This is a genomic window from Halococcus agarilyticus (assembly GCF_000334895.1).
GTDB lineage: Archaea > Halobacteriota > Halobacteria > Halobacteriales > Halococcaceae > Halococcus > Halococcus agarilyticus.
Genome location: NZ_BAFM01000013.1, coordinates 33,463 through 49,301 on the forward strand (window position 1 = coordinate 33,463; position 15,839 = coordinate 49,301).

The window sequence follows — 15,839 nt, forward strand, 5'->3', positions numbered from 1 at the left end:
TGGGGACATTTCGGTTCCACACTCACGGCACTGGTTCGGTTGCCACGCCACCGTCCGGACGATCGACTGGACTGCATCACAGGTCGGGCAGTACGCTTCCACTTCCGATCCCTTGCTGTAGGGCATCGTTGTGGCTGTCGTTCGGCTGTGCATACAAGAACCTGTCGTCTAGTTTAAATTTCGGGGCGGTGAGTTCGAACACAACCGGCGGAGGGGAAACGCGAAAACGCGGCCGCTGTGCAGTGTTCGGAAGCGAGACGGGACGGAGTCGGAGCCGATGTCGCGGCTGCGATGACCGTCTCCTGAACACGTTCGCGTCGTTTCGGCCGTACGACAGCGCGGAGTCCCGTCCTTCGATCGCGCACAAGCCCGAACGGCAGAGGGGGACGTTTACCTACGTGGCCGTTCGACCCCGGGTATGCAGACCACGCGGCGGTACTGGGAAATCGCCGGGACGGGTGTCTTTCTCGCCGTCCTTGCCGTCGTGTTCGCCCGCCCGCTCCTGTTGGTCGGTGCAGCGGGTCTCGGCGCGTGGTTGCTCGGCCAGCAGTATCTGTTCGTGCGTGCGCTGTCCCGAACCGACGCTGACGTCACGATCGACCAGACGCCCTCTCGAGACCGGGTGATCGCGGGCAACGAAACCACGATCGCGCTCTCGGCGCGTCTCGCGCGACCCTCCCCGCTGGCGATCGCCGTCGAGATGGGGCTGCCGGCGACCACGGCCGGCACGAGCAGCGATGATCGAACCGCTCGCCTCGAACCCGGAGACGAGCGGACCGACGCCGTGGTTTCGGCTCACTGGACGGTTGCCGGCTCCTACGCGTTCTCCACGCCGACGCTCACGTTGACCGACGCGGGCGGCCTCTTCGTCGAGCGGCTATCGCGCGGCTCGACGCCGACGATCGTCGTCGAGCCCCGTGGGCCACGGAACGTCCACGTCGGCGAGGGTGGCGAACAGCTCGTGGTCACGTACGGGCAGCGACGGAGCGGTCGCCGGGACGCCGGGCTCGATCCGGGCGAACTCCGCGAGTACGTGCCCGGCGACACCGCAAACCGGATCGACTGGAAGGCGACCGCCCGGTTGAACGAGCCCCACGTCCGCGAGTACGAGGTCGAGACCGATCGGACGACGGCGCTGCTCGTCGATCACCGCGCATCGATGGGGGACGGCCCCGCCGGCGAGACGAAACTCGACTACGCCCGACAGGTCGCGCTGTCCATCGTCGACAGCGTGCGCGAGTTCGACGACCCGCTCGGTTACTACGCCGTCGGTAACGCTGGCATCACCGACCGGCGACCCCCGACGGCCGGTCAGTACGCGGCGGTCGAGCGCCGGCTGCGCGATCTCGCCCCGACCGTGGCCGACGCTACGTCAGCCGACGACGAGACGGGAAGTCCGGCCGCGTCACGTCACGCCGCCCGACGGCTCTCCGGTCAGCGCACGTTCGAGACGACGCTCGCGCCGTACTTCGAGTCGACGGCGACGTACGTCGAACGGATCGAGGGCGATCCGCTGTTCGAAACCGCACGCACCCACGTTCCCCGGCTGTCCGGGACCGTCTGGACGGTGATATTCACCGACGACACCCATCGCGCCGAGCTCCGCGAGACGGTCGAGCTCGCTCGGCGCGGCGACGGCCGCGTGCTCGTCTTCCTCACGCCGACGGCGCTGTTCGAACCGGGTGGTCTCGCCGATATCGAGGACGCCTACGAGCGGTATCGCGGGTTCGAATCGTTCCGCCGCGACCTCGCCCGTCTGCGGCGGGTGTCGGCCTTCGAAGTCGGTCCGCGCGACCGGCTCGACGCCGTTCTTTCGAGTGCCGGCCAGCGGGGTCGGTCGGCGAGCGCTCACTGACTCGCGGGTTGGCGAAACCCCCGTACTTTAGGCGTCGGCGGATGTCGAGAACGCATGGCGACCCGCCGCCGACAACGGTTCATCTACGGCCAGACGGCCTGGATGCTCGCCACGATCGTCGGCCTGGCGCTGCTCGGTTCGCTCTCTCTGGAGCTGTTTTTCGTGGTATCGCTCATCGGTTTCCTGATCGTCACCGAACTCACCGCACCGTTCTCGGTCACGCCACGGTGGCGGGCACGGCTGCGCTGGATCGTGCTCGTCGGGCTCCTCGGGTTCGGCTACATCGTCGTTCGCCGGATACTCGAGATCCTTCCGGAGGGTGTGGTTTGATGGAGCGATCGGCCATCGACTATCCACGGCTCGTTCTCGTGGCGCTCACGGTCGTCACTGTCGTCGGACTCGTGCTCGCGGCGAGTTCGTCGAGCGCGGCGTTCGGCTCGTACAACGACGCGTGGGATGGGGCCTCGGAGCTCCGCGAGCAGGCGCGAACGGTCGGCTCCGAGAGCGAGATCGTTCGCAACACGAGCCGGTACGCGAGCGTCTCGCCGAACGGCACGGTCGCGATCGTCCTCTCGCCGGAGAGCGACTACGGCCCGGCGGAAACGGATCGGATCCGGTCGTTCGTTCGGAACGGGGGCACCCTGCTCGTCGCCGAGGACTTCGGCCGGCACGCGAACGATCTGCTCGCCCGCATCGGTGCGCAGGCACGCGTGACCGGGCAGGTGCTGCGCGATGAACAGTACAACTATCGCTCGCCGGCGCTGCCGGTCGCCCGGAACGTCTCGAACGCGACGGTGATGGAGGGAGTCGACGGACTCACGCTCAATCACGGCTCGCCGGTCAGTCCGAACGGGGCGACCGTGCTGGCGAGTACGTCCGGGGTGGCCTACGTGGACGGGGATCGGGACGCCGAACTCGACGACGGGGACGAAGTCGGGACAGCGCCAGTTGCGACGGCCGAACCGGTCGGCGATGGTCGCGTGATCGTCGTCGGCGATCCGAGCCTGTTCATCAACACGATGCTCGATCGGCCGGGCAACCAGGCGTTCGTCCGATCGCTGTTCGACGTTCACGAGCGCGTCCTGCTCGACTACTCACACGCCGGCCGGCTGCCGCCGCTGTCGGTCGCGCTGCTCGTCGTCAGGGACACTCCGCTGTTGCAGGTTTTCCTCGGAGCGGCCGGCATCGCGATCATCGGGCTCCGGGTTCGTCGTCCGGAAATCGTCCGTCGGCTCACAGCCCGGATCACAGCTGACGACCCGTCGTCCCGAGAGCCCGAACCGGCGGAGCTGTCGTCGTTCGTGCGGGAGCGCCATCCCGAGTGGGATGACGAGCGGACCGAGCGCGTCATACGAGGGATTATGGCCCGGCGGGATGAGTAGTTCGATGATGACCGCTCCGGACGAGATTTATGCCACGCTGAGCGAGGAGATCGGAGCAGTGCTCATCGGCAAGGAGACGTTGGTCGAGGGGCTCACGATCGCCGTGTTGACCGGGGGGCACGTGCTGCTCGAGGGCGTACCGGGCGTTGCGAAAACGACGCTCGCGCGGCTGTTCGCACGGGCGAGTGGACTCGAGCACACCCGGATCCAGATGACGCCCGACGTTCTTCCGGCGGACGTGACCGGGACACACGTCTACCGGGAGCCGACCGGCGAGTTCGAACTCCAGCGGGGTCCGGTGTTCGCGAACCTCGTGGTCGCCGACGAGATCAACCGGGCGACCCCGAAAACCCAGAGTGCGTTGCTGGAGGCGATGCAGGAACGGCGCGTGACGATCGGCGGTGAAACCCTCGCCCTACCGAAGCCGTTCGTACTGATCGCGACCCAGAACCCGATCGAGATGGAGGGGACGTTCGAGCTGCCGGAGGCCCAGCGCGATCGGTTCCAGCTCAAACTCACGGCCGATCTGCCGGATCGCGACGAGGAAGCGAAGCTCCTCGATCGCTTCGACGACGATCCCGACCTCGGGCCCGAGGCCATCGAGCAGGTCGTCACCACCGAAGAGCTGCTCGCGGCGCGCGCTACGGTCGCCGAGGTGTACGTCGACGACGCGGTGAAGAGCTACGTCCTGGATCTCGTGGCCGCGACACGCGAGGACCCGAACGTCGAGTACGGTGCGTCGCCGCGCGCCGCGCTTGCCTTCCTCGACACGGCGAAAGCCCGCGCAGCGATCAACGGCCGCGAGTACGTCATTCCGGACGACGTGAAGGCACTCATCGAGCCGGTGCTCGTCCATCGGCTCGTGTTGAACACCGACGCGTCGCTCGGCGACGTCTCGGTCGCGGACGTACTGGCGGGCATCGAGGACAGCATCGAGCCACCGGGCAGCGATCACACCCCGGCACACACGGCGGTACACGACGGCGGGGGTTCAGTCGAAAACGAATGACGTGGGGTCCTCCCACGAACACGTCACGAGGGAGTCGGCGCGGTCGTCGTCGGCGGTCGTGATCTCGACGGACACGGCTCGCTCCAACCCGACCGCGAACCCGACGCCGAGGAACGACGCCACGGGGTGGTCGATCCGATCGATCGCACCGTACGCGCTCCCGTCGATAGCGACCGTGACGCGGCCCCCCTCACCGTGGAATTCCGGCGTCGCGCTCCGCGCCAGTTCGAACTGTTCGACGAGACCGTCGCCGAGCTGTGTGGCAAGTGTCTCGGGCTCGTCGGACAGTTCACCCGACAACGTCCGCTGGAACTCCTCGAACAGGGGGCCGCCGCTTGGATGGAAGGCAACGCCCCGCTCGTCCTCGTCGTCGGTGAGGACGAACACCGAATCGAGCGCCGAGGGTTGTGGAAGCTCGTAGTCGGTTCGCTGGGGCACGAACAGCCGTATCGAGGTTCCCTCCGCCGTGTCCGGACCGGGGAGATAGAGTCGATCGTCCTGAAGCCCAAGCTCCGTGACGAGAGCCGCTTCGGTCCTCGCGAGCGATCCGTAGATCCCCTCGCCCACCGTTGCCGAGATGAACTGTTCGGGGGTGAGATAGCGGGTCAACGCGGCCGCGAAGAGACCGGTCCCGCCGAGCGCGAACAGGACGGTCCGGGCATCGGGAAAGAACACGCCGCCAAGTGCCGCGATCGCTCCCACGACGGCCAGCGCGAGCGCCGTTCGGCGATACTGTGTCCGGCGCGCCCGGGCGTACTCCTCGCGGAGTCGCTGGTTTTCCTCCCGTAGCACCTCGATCCGTGCGGTGAGTTCCGAGGGTTCGGTGACGTCGGTTCCGTCGGACTGTGGCGTCCGTTCCCGTGTCGTGCTCTCGCTCATGGTGGTCCGACCAGCTCCAGTCGTACACGTTCGTACCGATGCAGTCCGTATCCGACGAGCGCAGTACCGACGACGATCACACCCGCAGCGATCCAGATCGTCGCGGTCGATCGGAGCGCCAGCCAGCCGCTGCCGCCGATCGCGACACCGGCGACGAGTGACGCGACGAGCAGGCGTTCGGGACCGTAGCGATCGACGGCGGCGCTGGAAAGGACACCGAACAGGCCGACCTCGGCGAGGACGAGGAACGGGAGGGGCCCCTCGGACGGGTAGAGTGCGCCGAGGACGATCTGACCGGTCGCGAACGCCGCCGTCGTCGAGACGAGGTACTGAGCACTCCCGACACCAACGGCCACGAGAACCCCCAACGGTCCGACGACGACGCCGGTCGCTATCGTCGCGACGAACGTCCCGAGCGTCGCGAGCGCTTTTCGAACGGTCAAGGTGTTGCTGGAGACGGAATCTTGCGCGATGTTTTTCATGACATGATGCGGAGAACGATCCCTGGATTAGAGTACACTCGTCACGCTCAAACGTCATCACGAAGCATCTCGTCTTTTATCTTCTGCAATCGGCGTTCGGGAGACGTTCCGCTCCGAGCCCCGTCGGCGATCGAAGAGCGGCCCGCCGCAGCAGGGGACTCATCGGACGTATCGTCCGAACCGGCAGGTGAACGGATACGTCCCAGCCTCGATGGAAGGACTCGAAGAGTCACACTCGGGTTTTCGCGAACGATCCGTCGCTGTTCGTCGCTCACATCGACGAGTGTCTCCTTGTAGCCGCGCTCTGTGGGTCACATATCGTCCTGCACGCCCCCCAACACAGGGCTGTGACCGCTCTCCGGGAGGTGAGCGCCAGGGTACTGGATCGTCGAGGATCAATCCATCGTGGGTTCCTCGTCGGCGTCGACCGTCGTCCCGGCTCCACCGTCGTCCACGACGTTGTCCTCCCAGCCACCCAGCCGGAACCAGACGACGCCGACGAGAAACGAGAGCACGCCGGAGAGCGAGAGCGACCACCACAACCCGAGGGCCCCCCAGGTGAAGGTGTAGGCGAGCAGCCACGCGACGGGGATGCGGAACACCCACCGCGACAGCAGCGATAGCACGAACGCGACGCGCGTGTCGCCGGCCCCTCGGAACCCACCCTGAACGACCATCAGCCCGCCGAGGAACGCGAGGAACGGCGCGATGACCCGGAGGAACGTCACTCCCTCGGCGACGACGGCGGGATCGTCGATGAAGATCGCCATTGCCTCTGCGGGAAAGGCGAACAGGAGACCGCCCACGGCGAACAGCGCGGCCATCGTGGCACCGGTCCCCTTCCAGGTGACCTCGGCGGCGCGATCCGGCGTCCGTGCACCGAGGTTCTGACCGACGCCGGTCGCTGCCGCCTGGCCGACCGCTCCCGAGACCGTCCACGAGACGGACATGTACCGGAGGCCGATGCCGTAGGCGGCGGTCGGGATGGCACCGAAGCGGGCGACGAGGCCGGCGAACGCCACCGCTGCGACGCTGCGCGCGAGACCGTCGAAGGTCGCGGGGTAGCCGACACCGACGAGTCGCCGGAGGACGCTCCCGTCAGGTGTCAGGTCCGCGACGCGCAGGCGGATGCCCCAGCCCCCATCGAGGAGGATGTAGACGCCGGCCGCCGCCGCGACGATCCGCGCGAGAAGCGTCGCGACGGCCGCTCCGCGTGCCCCCATCGCCGGCACGGGCCCCCAGCCGAGGATGAACACCGGATCGATGACGATGTTCAGGCCGGCGCTCACCGCCACGAGCCACATCGCGGTCCTAGTGTCCCCGGCCGCCCGCAACACCGCACGGAACACGAAGAAGAGAAAGGTGAACGGGATGGCGAGGAAGATGACCTCGATGTAGGCGACGGCGATCCGGAACACGGTGCCGTCCGCGCCGATGAGGGCGACGAGCGGTCGTCGCGCGAGGTAGCCGACGGTCGCGAGCGCGGTGGCGACGGCGACGGCGAGCAGAACCGTCTGCCCGACGGCACGCTGGGCCGCCCGCTCGTTGCCGGCACCGATGTGTTGGGAGACGACGGCGTTGGCGGCGGCGGTCAGCCCCATCGCGACGGAGACGAACATCCACGACGTCGGGAACATCAGCGCGACCGCGGCGACGGCTTCGGCGCTCACGCGACCCACCCAGAAGATGTCCGCGAGGTTGTAGGCGGTCTGGAGGAGGTTGCCGGCGACCAGCGGCCACGCGAGCCTGAACAGGCGGGGCGTCACCGATCCCGTCGTCATGTCGATGCGGCTGTCGGTATCTGCCACTGTCGGACTCGACGAACCGCCGGACCGTAAACCCACGCGAGTGACGCCGCGTGCGTCGAGCGCTCGCCAGCGCCGTATCGATACGGAGGTTTTTATGCGGAGGTCGTCTACCGGTGCTCCATGCAGCTCTCGGTGGTCGTGCCGACGCTCAACGGCCGGACCCAGCTCGCGGCGTGTCTCGACGCGCTCGCCGCGACGGCCCCCGAGAGCGAGGTCATCGTCGTGAACGGGCCCTCCGCCGACGGCACCACCGGGATGGTCAGGGAGCGCGAGGACGTCGACGTGCTCGTGGAGGTCGCCGACCGCAACCTCAACGTCGCCCGGAACGCGGGGATCGAGCACGCCACCGGCGAGTGGGTCGCGCTCGTCGGTCACGATCGGACTGTCGAACCGGGCTGGCGCGACGCGGTCGCGGCGGCGCTCGATCCAGGTCCAGCGCGCGCGGGCGCGCACGTCCATGCCGAGGGGTACGCGATGCCTGGCGGTCGCGAACGGGTGGGGGCGGTCACCGGCCCCACCGAGGCGGACGGCGATCGGAACGACGGCCCGGAGTCACGGACCATCGCCGGGCGAGAGGTGACGTACGTCGACGGCCGAAACGTCGCGTTCGCGCGCGACGCGCTCGACGCGCTCGACGGGTTCGACGAGTACCTCCGCACCGGCGGGGCGCGCGACCTCGCCCACCGACTCGCCGCGGCCGAGTACGCAGTGGCGTGGCAGGAGGGGATGTGTGTTCGGGACGCGGCCACCGTCGGTCCCGTGAGGCCGGACTCCCACGGAAGGGCAGCGATCTCCGACGGCGGCCGGACCGAGCGCGACTGGTACTGGAAGTATCGCGCGCTCGCCTACCGCCTCGTCAAGAACTACGGGGTTCGACCGACGACCGCGCGCCGCCTCGCGAGCCACGCCGCGCGCGACGCGTTCTCGGGGTTCGCCGGGGTCGCCAGAGGTAACGGGACCCCGTCGGCGTGGTTCGGCAACGGCCGGGACGTGCTCACCGGCTCGGGGCGCGGGGAAGGGGCGGGCCTCCTCGCACGGTGGCGCGACCGGGACCGACGAAACCCCAACGGGCTCTCCTCGCGGTCGGATCGTGCGGTCGCGATCTACGACCGGCGCTGAGCCGACGGTCGACGATCGGCGTTCGATTCTCGCGTTCCACCGACACCGCCGGACGACGCGCCACCCCTTGGCCATGTCGTGACACACCACCCCGCTCGCGTCCGGCGTTTTCTCGCCCCGCAGTAGGAAGCTTTATATAGAACCGCAAACGACCCGTTGGTGAGGAATCCATCATGGCACAGCAACAGCGCATGGGTGGACAGCCGATGTTCATCCTGAGCGAGGACACGGAGCGGACACGCGGTCAGGACGCACAGAGCTCGAACATCGCCGCCGGCAAGGCGGTCTCGGAGGCCGTGCGGACGACGCTCGGCCCCCGCGGCATGGACAAGATGCTGGTCTCCGATGCGGGCGACGTCGTCATCACGAACGACGGCGCGACCATCCTCGGCGAGATGGACATCGAGCACCCGGCGGCCCAGATGATCACGGAGGTCGCAGAAACTCAGGAGGACGAGGTCGGCGACGGCACCACGACCGCCGCCGTGCTCGCGGGCCAGCTGCTCGCCAAGGCCGAGAACCTCCTCGACGACGATGTCCACCCGACGACGATCGTCGAGGGGTACCACGAAGCGGCCCAGCTGGCCCACGAGGCCGTCGACGAGCAGGTGCTCGACGGCGACGACCTCGACGACGACCGGCTCCGCGGGGTCGCCCGCACCTCGATGACCGGCAAGGGCACCGGCGACGTCGGTGCCGAGGCGCTCGCCGAAACGGTCGTCGAGGCGGTCCGGCAGGTCGAGGGTGACGACGGCGTCGCGCGCGACGAGATTTCCATTCGAACGCAGACCGGTGCGAGTTCGAGCGCCACCGAACTCGTCGAGGGCGTCGTGAGCGAGGAGGAGCCGGTCCGCGAGGACATGCCGAAAAGCGTCGAGAACGCCTCGATCGCGGTGCTCGACGTCGAGTTCGACATCCGGGAGGCGAACGTCGACGCCGAGTACGACGTCTCCAGCGTCGATCAGCTGAACGCCGCGATCGACGCGGAGGAGAGCCAGTTCGAGCAGTACGCCGACGCGCTCGCCGACCTCGACGTCGACGTCGCGTTCGTCACCGAGGACATCGAGGATCGCGCAGCGGCGTACCTCGCCGAGGAGGGCGTCCTCGCCTTCGAGGGCGTCGACGACGACGAGGCACGCTCGATCGTCCAGGCCACGGGCGCGAGCCGCGTCGGCGCGATCGAGGACCTCGAGGAGAGCGACCTCGGTGAAGCCGAGCAGGTCCGCGTCGAGTCGTTCGGCGAGGACGAGCTCGCGTTCGTCGAGGGCGGCGCGGCCACGGAGACGGTCACGGTGTTCGCCCGCGGCGGCACCGACCACGTCACCGACGAGCTCGAGCGCGCGCTCCACGACGGGCTCGACGTCGTGACGGCCGCGCTCGACGAGGGCGGCGTGGTGCCCGGCGGCGGCGCGAGCGAGGTCGCCATCGCGGCCCACGTCCGCGATCAGACCGCGAGCATCGAGGGTCGTCGCCAGCTCGCCGTCGAGGCGTTCGCCGACGCGATCGACGTCCTGCCGCGCACGCTCGCGGAGAACACCGGGATGGACCCGATCGACGCCTTGGTGGATCTCCGCTCGCTCCACGACAGCGAGGGCCGCGCGGGTCTCATCAGCGAGGGCCAGACCGGCCGGGCCGACGATCCGGTCGAGGCCGGCGTGTTCGATCCGGCCGCGGTCAAACACGAGGCGATCGAGAGCGCTACCGAGGCCGCGACGATGATCGCCCGGATCGACGACGTCATCTCCGCCGACAACTGAGCAGAAGCCACCTCACACCACCCGATCGCTTTTTTCGACAGTCGGAGTCCGAGAGACCGTTCGACGGGAGGTCCACAGTATATACGCCGACTCCGCGAACGACACGATCATGAGCACGATCGCCGCGATCCGGATCCCGGCCGAGGAGTTCGCGCTCGCGGAGACGCTCTCGCGGGTGTCGGGCGTCGGGTTCGAGACCGTCCGTGTCGTCGCGCAGGACGACGACCGCGTGCTGCCGCTGGTCTGGGCGCAGACCAGCGACGAGGACGCGCTCGAACGCGCGCTCGCGGACGACCCCTCGGTCGAAAACGAGCAGTTACTGGCCGATCTCGCCGGCGAGCGGCTCTACCGGATGGACTGGGTGGCGAACATCGAGACCGTGGTGTACGCCCTGCTCGAACACGACGGCACCGTATTGAGCGCCTCGGGCCGGAAGGACGGCTGGCACCTCCGGATCCTGTTTCCCGATCGGAACTCGCTGTCGGCGACCCACGAGTTCGCCACCGACAACGGCGTGACCATCTCCCTGGAGCGCGTCACCGACCTGAACGAGGGCCGGGGGAGCCAGTTCTCGCTCACCGAACGCCAGCATCAGGCGCTGCTCGCGGCGTACGAACGGGGCTACTACGAGGTGCCCCAGGAAGTGACGATGGAGGAGCTCGCCGACGAGTTCGGCGTGAGCGCTCAAGCGGTTTCTCAGCGCCTCCACCGTGCGTATCGGAATCTCATCGAGAACGCGCTCGTGATCGGTCGGCCGACCGATACCGTCGAGGAGTAGGCTCGGTCGGCGGCGTCGGCCGCTCGGTCGCCCGTCGTCAGATGACGGACGCCGTCTGTTCGGACCCGGGCTTCAGCCATTGAAAATACAACCCTAGCTGACTCGAGCGTCCCGCTCTTTCCCTTTCTCATGAGCGACGAAGACGACGGCAAACTCGGCCTGCCGGGTGCGGTCTCGATCGGGCTCGGCGGAATGATCGGTGGCGGAGTCTTCTCCGTGCTCGGCCTCGTCGCGACCATCGCGGGCTCGGCGGCGTGGGCGGCGTTCACCGCAGCCAGCCTCGTCTCGATGTGTGCGGGCTACTCGTACCTCAAGCTGAACGAGCTGAGCGACAGCAAGGGCGGGTCGGTCACGATGTTCGAGTCGTTCGTGGGCAACTCGACGATCGCCGGGATGGTCGGTTGGACGCTCATCGTGGGCTACGTGGGCGCGATCGCGGTGTACGCCTTCGCGTTCGGGTCGTTCGCCGAGGCGCTGCTCGGCTTACAAACTGTGTTCGGGGTCCCGATCCGACCGTTCATCTCGGTGCTCGCGGTCGCCGGGTTCGTCGGGTTGAACGTGCTCGGCGCGAACGCCACCGGCACCTCCGAGGAGATCCTCGTCGCGCTCAAACTGATCATCCTGCTCGTCATCAGCGGGTGGGGCCTGTACTACGGTTACACCGTCGACAAGCTCGCGTTCGGGTTCTCGCGGATGACGAGCGTCTCGTTCGTGACGGCGATCGCGATCTCCTTCGTCTCCTTCCAGGGCTGGCAGCTGGTGATGTACGACCAAGAACAGATCAAAAACGCCGCGACGAACGTGCCGCGTGCGGTGTACATCTCGATCGTCGGGGCGATCATCGTCGACAGCATGATCGCGATCCTCGTGACGAGCCTCGTTCCCACCGAAACGATCGCCCAGCATCCCGAGATCGCGGTCGCGCGGGCGGTCGAGCCGTTCATCGGCCAGGTGGGATTCGTCGCGGTGGCGATCGCGGCGCTGTTCTCGACCGGGAGCGCGATCAACGGGACGCTGTTCAGCGCCGCCAACTTCGCCCAGGGGATGCTCTCCGATGGTCTGCTGCCCGAGGAGGTCGGCGACACTCAGGCGAGCGGAGCGTCGACGCGGATGGTCGTGATCCTCGGGGTCGCGGCGGCCGCGCTGACCGCCTACGGCAGCCTCAACGGGATCACCTCCTTCGGGTCGCTCGCGTTCATGGTGGTGTTCGGCACGATGAGCTACCTCGCCTTCCGCCACCGCGACGAGGGGGACATCACCGGCGTCGTCCCCGCGATCGGCGCTCTGGGAACGATCGTGTTCTTCCCACTCCTGCTCTGGCATCTCTACACCGACGAACCCGGCGTGTTCTCCGCGGTCGTCCTGCTCTCGGTCGCCGTGATCGCCGTCGAGCTGGTGTACTTCAAGCGCGACTCGATCGAGGACGGGTTCGAGACCGTCGAAGAGCAGGTGTAGGCGGTGGTTCCGTCGCCTCGATCCCGACCAACGGCGGCGGTTCTGGAGTCGTGGCCAAGGATTTTGGCGGCCGCGATCGGTCGACAGACATGAACCCGGTCGAACGGCTCGCGACGAACCTCCTCTCGGAGTCGCGGGCGTACGGCTACACGCTCTGCATCTGGGGCGGCGGGGAGATGCTCATCACTCAGTACGGCACGCCCGACCTCGTGGACATCGTGGTGTTCGTCGCGGGGGCGGTCGTGGGGTTCGGCGCGCTCGCGGCCATCGCGTTCAACGCGGCGTTCGCGGCCGCCGACGCCGACCACGAGTCGAGCCCGATGGTGGCGTCGATGGTTCACGTCGTCGCGACCCTCGGGAGCGTGCTGGCGAGCCACCTCGTCGCCGTGGTCGCGCTCGGCTACGGCATTCCTGCCGCCGTCGCGTTCGCGACGGTCGGATTCCAGGCGACGACCACGTACAATAGTCTCCTCCTCTTCGAGCAGGCGGCGGTGCGGCTGTTCGCCTGAGACGTTCCAGTGGGGCCACCCCGAGAAGTTCAGACCGTCGGCAGGTGCCAGTCGTACCGGAGCGCGACCAGTCTGAGGACGAAGACGAACGCCGCACAGCCCAGGGTCGCCCGACCGGCGGCGACGCCGATCACGGTGGCGAGCCAGAACGCCCCGCCGCCGAGCACCGCGGGCGTGGCGTAGAAGTCCTCGTGGAGCACCGCGGGAACCCGCCCCAGCAGGAGGTCGGCGATACTGCCGCCGCCGACGCCGGTGAGCGTCGCGAGCACCACCACCCCGAACGGCGAGAGCCCCGTTTCGATCCCGACGAGCGCGCCGGTGGCCGTGAAGGCCGCCAACCCCACGGCGTCGGGGAGCTGGACCGCCGCGTGATCGCGGAGCCGGCCGTCCATCGCCCGGGCGAGCACGACACCGATCCCGACCCCGGCGAGTGCAACGCTCACGTCCGCGGTCGTCCGGAGCGCGACGGGAACGCGGCCGGCGAGCACGTCCCGGAGGATGCCGCCGCCGAGCGCGGTCAGCATCCCGAGAACGCCGACGCCGAACAGGTCGAGGTCGGCGTTAGCGCCCTTGAGCGCGCCAACGACCGCGAACGCCACCAGCCCGATCGCGTTCATCGCGTCGAACGCACCGATCATCACTCGAACGCCAACTCGATCGGGTCGCCGACCCCGACGCCGAACGCGTCGTCGCCCCGTCCTCGATTCGCGGCGAGTTCGACGTTGCCGTGGCTTCCCACGGTGACGAGTCGCTCCCCGGCCGCGACATGTGCGTACGACCGTGCGACCGGCACGCGCTCACCATCGACCATGATCTGTTCGCCGAACTGCCCGTCCAGCATCTCACCTAGGACGTTCGTGATGGCGTTGCCGAACCCGTCGACCACGAGCACCTCGCCCGTGGCCCCGTCGGGTTCGTCAGCGGGTTCCGCGAATCGAAGACCCTCGTAGCCGTCGGCGGGCACGAACTCGTCGCACTCACCGAGGCGATCCGCGTCCGCCTCGTGAGCGCGGGCGGCCGCCGGCGCGAACACGTCCCGGCCGTGGAAGGTCGCGCTCTCGGGTTCGTCGACGACGATCTCGAACGGTTCGATCTCGTCCGTCGTGCCGTCGTCCGTCCCCGCCGCGTCGCTGGCGAGTCGCCTGGCAACGGGAGCCAGCACGCCGTTGTCCGGGCCCACGAGGACGTGCTCGCCCGCGCGGATCGCGAGCGCCGCCCGGTCGGTGCCGACGCCAGGATCGACCACCACGAGGTGGGTCGCTGGCGGGAAATAGGGGAGTACCTCACGGAGCCAGAACGCCGTCGTTCGGACGTCTTGGCGGGGGAAGTCGTGGGCGACGTCGACGAGCCGGGCGTCGGTATGCGAACAGAGCACCCCTTTCATCGCGGCGGGGTACGGCGAGCCGAAGTCCGAACTCAGGGTGATCACAGTTGGGAAGACGGTGTCGGGAGCGAAAATCGCTTGCTTTCGTCGTGATCGTCAGCGTTTTGACTGCCATCCATGAGCGATAGCCATGGTGTGGTCACTCCAGGGCGAGCGCCCGACGTACTGTCCTCGCTGTGGCGAAAAACTGGGCGAACGCGACCACGAGAACACAGCACGACCGTACTGCGCGGACTGTGCGTGTCCGTTTTACCGCAACCCGGCTCCGCTGGCGCGAGCAACGGTCATCGACGGTGATCGAGCGGTGTTGATCGAGCGTGGGAGGGCCGGTGACGTCGGTGCGTGGGCGCTGCCAGGCGGATATATCGATGGAAACGAGTCCCCACCGGAAGCCGCAGCACGGGAACTCGCCGAGGAAACGGGTCTCGTAGCGACGCCGGATGATCTCGAACTGATCGGCTGTGGGCATCTCGATTTCGACGACGCGTGCGAAGTCTCGTTCAATTTCGCCGTTCCGCGAGTCAGGACCGACGGAACGCCAGCAGCAGGCGACGACGCTGCCACAACGCGGTGGTTTTCCCGAGAGGAGCTGTCGGCCGATCCACCCGACCATCCCTCCCTCCGGGCGTCGGGTCCCGATCAGATACTTGCGGCTATCGAACGGTTCGGGGAACCGGAGTAGTCGTAGCTACGAGGAACGGTGGTTGCCGACTGAACACCGGTACGCAAAGAGCGCCATGTATCGCAGTCCGGTACAGCGAACCGAAATCCGGGCTCGGGTCGATCACCGGGTCAGTTACTCGGGGTCGGCCGTGGCGTCGGCACGGTACGAATCCGCACCGTCGGTGTCGCTCACGCGCTGGATGCGTTCGATCCCGTCGATCTCCCGCACGACGTCCACGACGGCGTCGGGGACGAGCGCCTCCCAGCCATCGTCGGCGATCATCCGTTCGCGGATCTCGGTTCCCTCTAACTTCTCGCGCTCGAACATCGGCGATTGGCGCACCTCGACGCCGGCCTCGGTGAACAGCTGCACCACCAGCGGGTTGTTCGAGTACGCGATCTCGAAGGTCGGTGACATGCTCCGAACGTGGGACACCCAGACCGCGTTCCGATCGAGGTCCTCGATCGGCACCGGGTAGATCACGAGATCGGCGTCTTCGAGCGCCTTGGTGAGCATCATGATGCGCTCGCCGGCGGTGAAGGGGTCGTGGCGGGTGTGCGAATCGTCGGCGCTGCCGATCCCGAGCACGAGCTCGTCGACCTCGCCCGCGATCCGCTCGACCATCCGATGGTGGCCGTCGTGGTAGGGCTGGAACCGGCCGATGTAGAAGCCGCGGAGCATGTGGTCGGTCAGAACGCCGTTGCGCATAAACTCCCGCTTTCGGGTCGCTGCTCGTCGATTCGTGACGGGCCGTGTCG

At 68.0% G+C, this 15,839-nt stretch carries 16 protein-coding genes; 10 read left to right on the forward strand and 6 right to left on the reverse strand.

The window, feature by feature from the left end; all coding sequences use genetic code 11:
- Positions 1–418 precede the first annotated feature (418 nt).
- From TX76_RS11305 to TX76_RS11320, 4 genes are read left to right on the forward strand one after another with little or no spacing between them, the layout of a single operon-like run.
- Positions 419–1,855 (forward strand): DUF58 domain-containing protein, encoded by a 1,437-nt coding sequence (locus TX76_RS11305; RefSeq protein ID WP_049902584.1) that lies wholly within the window; start codon positions 419–421, stop codon positions 1,853–1,855.
- Between the two features lie 54 nt (positions 1,856–1,909).
- On the forward strand, positions 1,910–2,185 hold the full coding sequence (locus TX76_RS11310) for a hypothetical protein (protein ID WP_049902586.1): 276 nt from the start codon (positions 1,910–1,912) through the stop codon (positions 2,183–2,185).
- The gene (locus tag TX76_RS11315) at positions 2,185–3,237 is read left to right on the forward strand and encodes a DUF4350 domain-containing protein (protein WP_049902587.1); all 1,053 of its coding nucleotides are present in this window, start codon (positions 2,185–2,187) and stop codon (positions 3,235–3,237) included. Before TX76_RS11310 ends, TX76_RS11315 begins: the two co-directional genes overlap by 1 nt.
- Before the next feature lie 7 nt (positions 3,238–3,244).
- Positions 3,245–4,246 (forward strand): AAA family ATPase, encoded by a 1,002-nt coding sequence (locus TX76_RS11320; RefSeq protein WP_049902690.1) that lies wholly within the window; start codon positions 3,245–3,247, stop codon positions 4,244–4,246.
- Here the strand turns inward: TX76_RS11320 and TX76_RS11325 are convergent.
- The 3 genes from TX76_RS11325 to TX76_RS11335 all read right to left on the reverse strand — a co-directional run bounded on the left by TX76_RS11325 (position 4,229) and on the right by TX76_RS11335 (position 7,415).
- Positions 4,229–5,125 carry a hypothetical protein gene (locus TX76_RS11325; RefSeq protein ID WP_049902588.1) on the reverse strand — a complete coding sequence of 299 codons (897 nt, stop codon included), beginning with the start codon at positions 5,123–5,125 and terminating at the stop codon, positions 4,229–4,231. The genes TX76_RS11320 and TX76_RS11325 overlap by 18 nt on opposite strands.
- Positions 5,122–5,607: a hypothetical protein gene (locus TX76_RS11330; RefSeq protein WP_049902589.1), complete on the reverse strand. Its 486-nt coding sequence runs from the start codon at positions 5,605–5,607 to the stop codon at positions 5,122–5,124. The genes TX76_RS11325 and TX76_RS11330 overlap by 4 nt, the downstream gene beginning before the upstream one ends.
- A gap of 395 nt (positions 5,608–6,002) precedes the next feature.
- Positions 6,003–7,415: an MATE family efflux transporter gene (locus TX76_RS11335; protein ID WP_228842368.1), complete on the reverse strand. Its 1,413-nt coding sequence runs from the start codon at positions 7,413–7,415 to the stop codon at positions 6,003–6,005.
- A 120-nt stretch (positions 7,416–7,535) separates the two neighbouring features.
- Here TX76_RS11335 and TX76_RS11340 point away from each other — a divergent pair, with 120 nt between their 5' ends.
- From TX76_RS11340 to TX76_RS11360, 5 genes are all read left to right on the forward strand, one after another.
- A complete protein-coding gene (locus TX76_RS11340; protein WP_049902590.1) occupies positions 7,536–8,534 on the forward strand; it encodes a glycosyltransferase family 2 protein in 999 nt (332 codons plus the stop codon).
- 191 nt (positions 8,535–8,725) lie between these two features.
- Positions 8,726–10,291: a thermosome subunit alpha gene (gene thsA / locus TX76_RS11345; RefSeq protein ID WP_195156049.1), complete on the forward strand. Its 1,566-nt coding sequence runs from the start codon at positions 8,726–8,728 to the stop codon at positions 10,289–10,291.
- A gap of 109 nt (positions 10,292–10,400) precedes the next feature.
- Complete coding sequence (locus tag TX76_RS11350; RefSeq protein WP_049902592.1) at positions 10,401–11,069, forward strand: helix-turn-helix domain-containing protein; 669 nt, start codon at positions 10,401–10,403, stop codon at positions 11,067–11,069.
- 129 nt (positions 11,070–11,198) lie between these two features.
- Positions 11,199–12,524: an APC family permease gene (locus TX76_RS11355; protein ID WP_049902593.1), complete on the forward strand. Its 1,326-nt coding sequence runs from the start codon at positions 11,199–11,201 to the stop codon at positions 12,522–12,524.
- 89 nt (positions 12,525–12,613) lie between these two features.
- A complete protein-coding gene (locus tag TX76_RS11360) occupies positions 12,614–13,033 on the forward strand; it encodes a hypothetical protein (protein WP_049902594.1) in 420 nt (139 codons plus the stop codon).
- 29 nt (positions 13,034–13,062) lie between these two features.
- On the opposite strand, the gene TX76_RS11365 is transcribed toward TX76_RS11360, so the two are convergent.
- The gene (locus TX76_RS11365; RefSeq protein WP_049902595.1) at positions 13,063–13,671 is read right to left on the reverse strand and encodes a trimeric intracellular cation channel family protein; all 609 of its coding nucleotides are present in this window, start codon (positions 13,669–13,671) and stop codon (positions 13,063–13,065) included.
- Positions 13,671–14,462, reverse strand: coding sequence for an SAM hydrolase/SAM-dependent halogenase family protein (locus TX76_RS11370; protein ID WP_049902596.1), 792 nt, complete (start codon positions 14,460–14,462; stop codon positions 13,671–13,673). The genes TX76_RS11365 and TX76_RS11370 overlap by 1 nt, the downstream gene beginning before the upstream one ends.
- Positions 14,463–14,547: 85 nt before the next feature.
- Between TX76_RS11370 and TX76_RS11375 the strand changes: the two genes are divergently transcribed.
- Positions 14,548–15,099: an NUDIX domain-containing protein gene (locus TX76_RS11375; protein WP_049902597.1), complete on the forward strand. Its 552-nt coding sequence runs from the start codon at positions 14,548–14,550 to the stop codon at positions 15,097–15,099.
- A gap of 114 nt (positions 15,100–15,213) precedes the next feature.
- Here the strand turns inward: TX76_RS11375 and TX76_RS11380 are convergent, their stop codons facing one another.
- Positions 15,214–15,762: a nicotinamide-nucleotide adenylyltransferase gene (locus TX76_RS11380; protein ID WP_049902693.1), complete on the reverse strand. Its 549-nt coding sequence runs from the start codon at positions 15,760–15,762 to the stop codon at positions 15,214–15,216.
- Positions 15,763–15,839 lie beyond the last annotated feature (77 nt).

Excerpts from the sequence above, each read along its gene's own strand:
- TX76_RS11305 (WP_049902584.1), top strand. The coding sequence starts at position 419 with ATGCAGACCACGCGGCGGTACTGGGAAATCGCCGGGACGGGTGTCTTT.
- TX76_RS11310 (WP_049902586.1), top strand. The coding sequence starts at position 1,910 with ATGGCGACCCGCCGCCGACAACGGTTCATCTACGGCCAGACGGCCTGG.
- TX76_RS11315 (WP_049902587.1), top strand. The coding sequence starts at position 2,185 with ATGGAGCGATCGGCCATCGACTATCCACGGCTCGTTCTCGTGGCGCTC.
- TX76_RS11320 (WP_049902690.1), top strand. The coding sequence starts at position 3,245 with ATGACCGCTCCGGACGAGATTTATGCCACGCTGAGCGAGGAGATCGGA.
- TX76_RS11325 (WP_049902588.1), bottom strand. The coding sequence starts at position 5,125 with ATGAGCGAGAGCACGACACGGGAACGGACGCCACAGTCCGACGGAACC.
- TX76_RS11330 (WP_049902589.1), bottom strand. The coding sequence starts at position 5,607 with ATGAAAAACATCGCGCAAGATTCCGTCTCCAGCAACACCTTGACCGTT.
- TX76_RS11340 (WP_049902590.1), top strand. The coding sequence starts at position 7,536 with ATGCAGCTCTCGGTGGTCGTGCCGACGCTCAACGGCCGGACCCAGCTC.
- thsA (WP_195156049.1), top strand. The coding sequence starts at position 8,726 with ATGGGTGGACAGCCGATGTTCATCCTGAGCGAGGACACGGAGCGGACA.
- TX76_RS11350 (WP_049902592.1), top strand. The coding sequence starts at position 10,401 with ATGAGCACGATCGCCGCGATCCGGATCCCGGCCGAGGAGTTCGCGCTC.
- TX76_RS11355 (WP_049902593.1), top strand. The coding sequence starts at position 11,199 with ATGAGCGACGAAGACGACGGCAAACTCGGCCTGCCGGGTGCGGTCTCG.
- TX76_RS11360 (WP_049902594.1), top strand. The coding sequence starts at position 12,614 with ATGAACCCGGTCGAACGGCTCGCGACGAACCTCCTCTCGGAGTCGCGG.
- TX76_RS11365 (WP_049902595.1), bottom strand. The coding sequence starts at position 13,671 with ATGATCGGTGCGTTCGACGCGATGAACGCGATCGGGCTGGTGGCGTTC.
- TX76_RS11375 (WP_049902597.1), top strand. The coding sequence starts at position 14,548 with ATGGTGTGGTCACTCCAGGGCGAGCGCCCGACGTACTGTCCTCGCTGT.
- TX76_RS11380 (WP_049902693.1), bottom strand. The coding sequence starts at position 15,762 with ATGCTCCGCGGCTTCTACATCGGCCGGTTCCAGCCCTACCACGACGGC.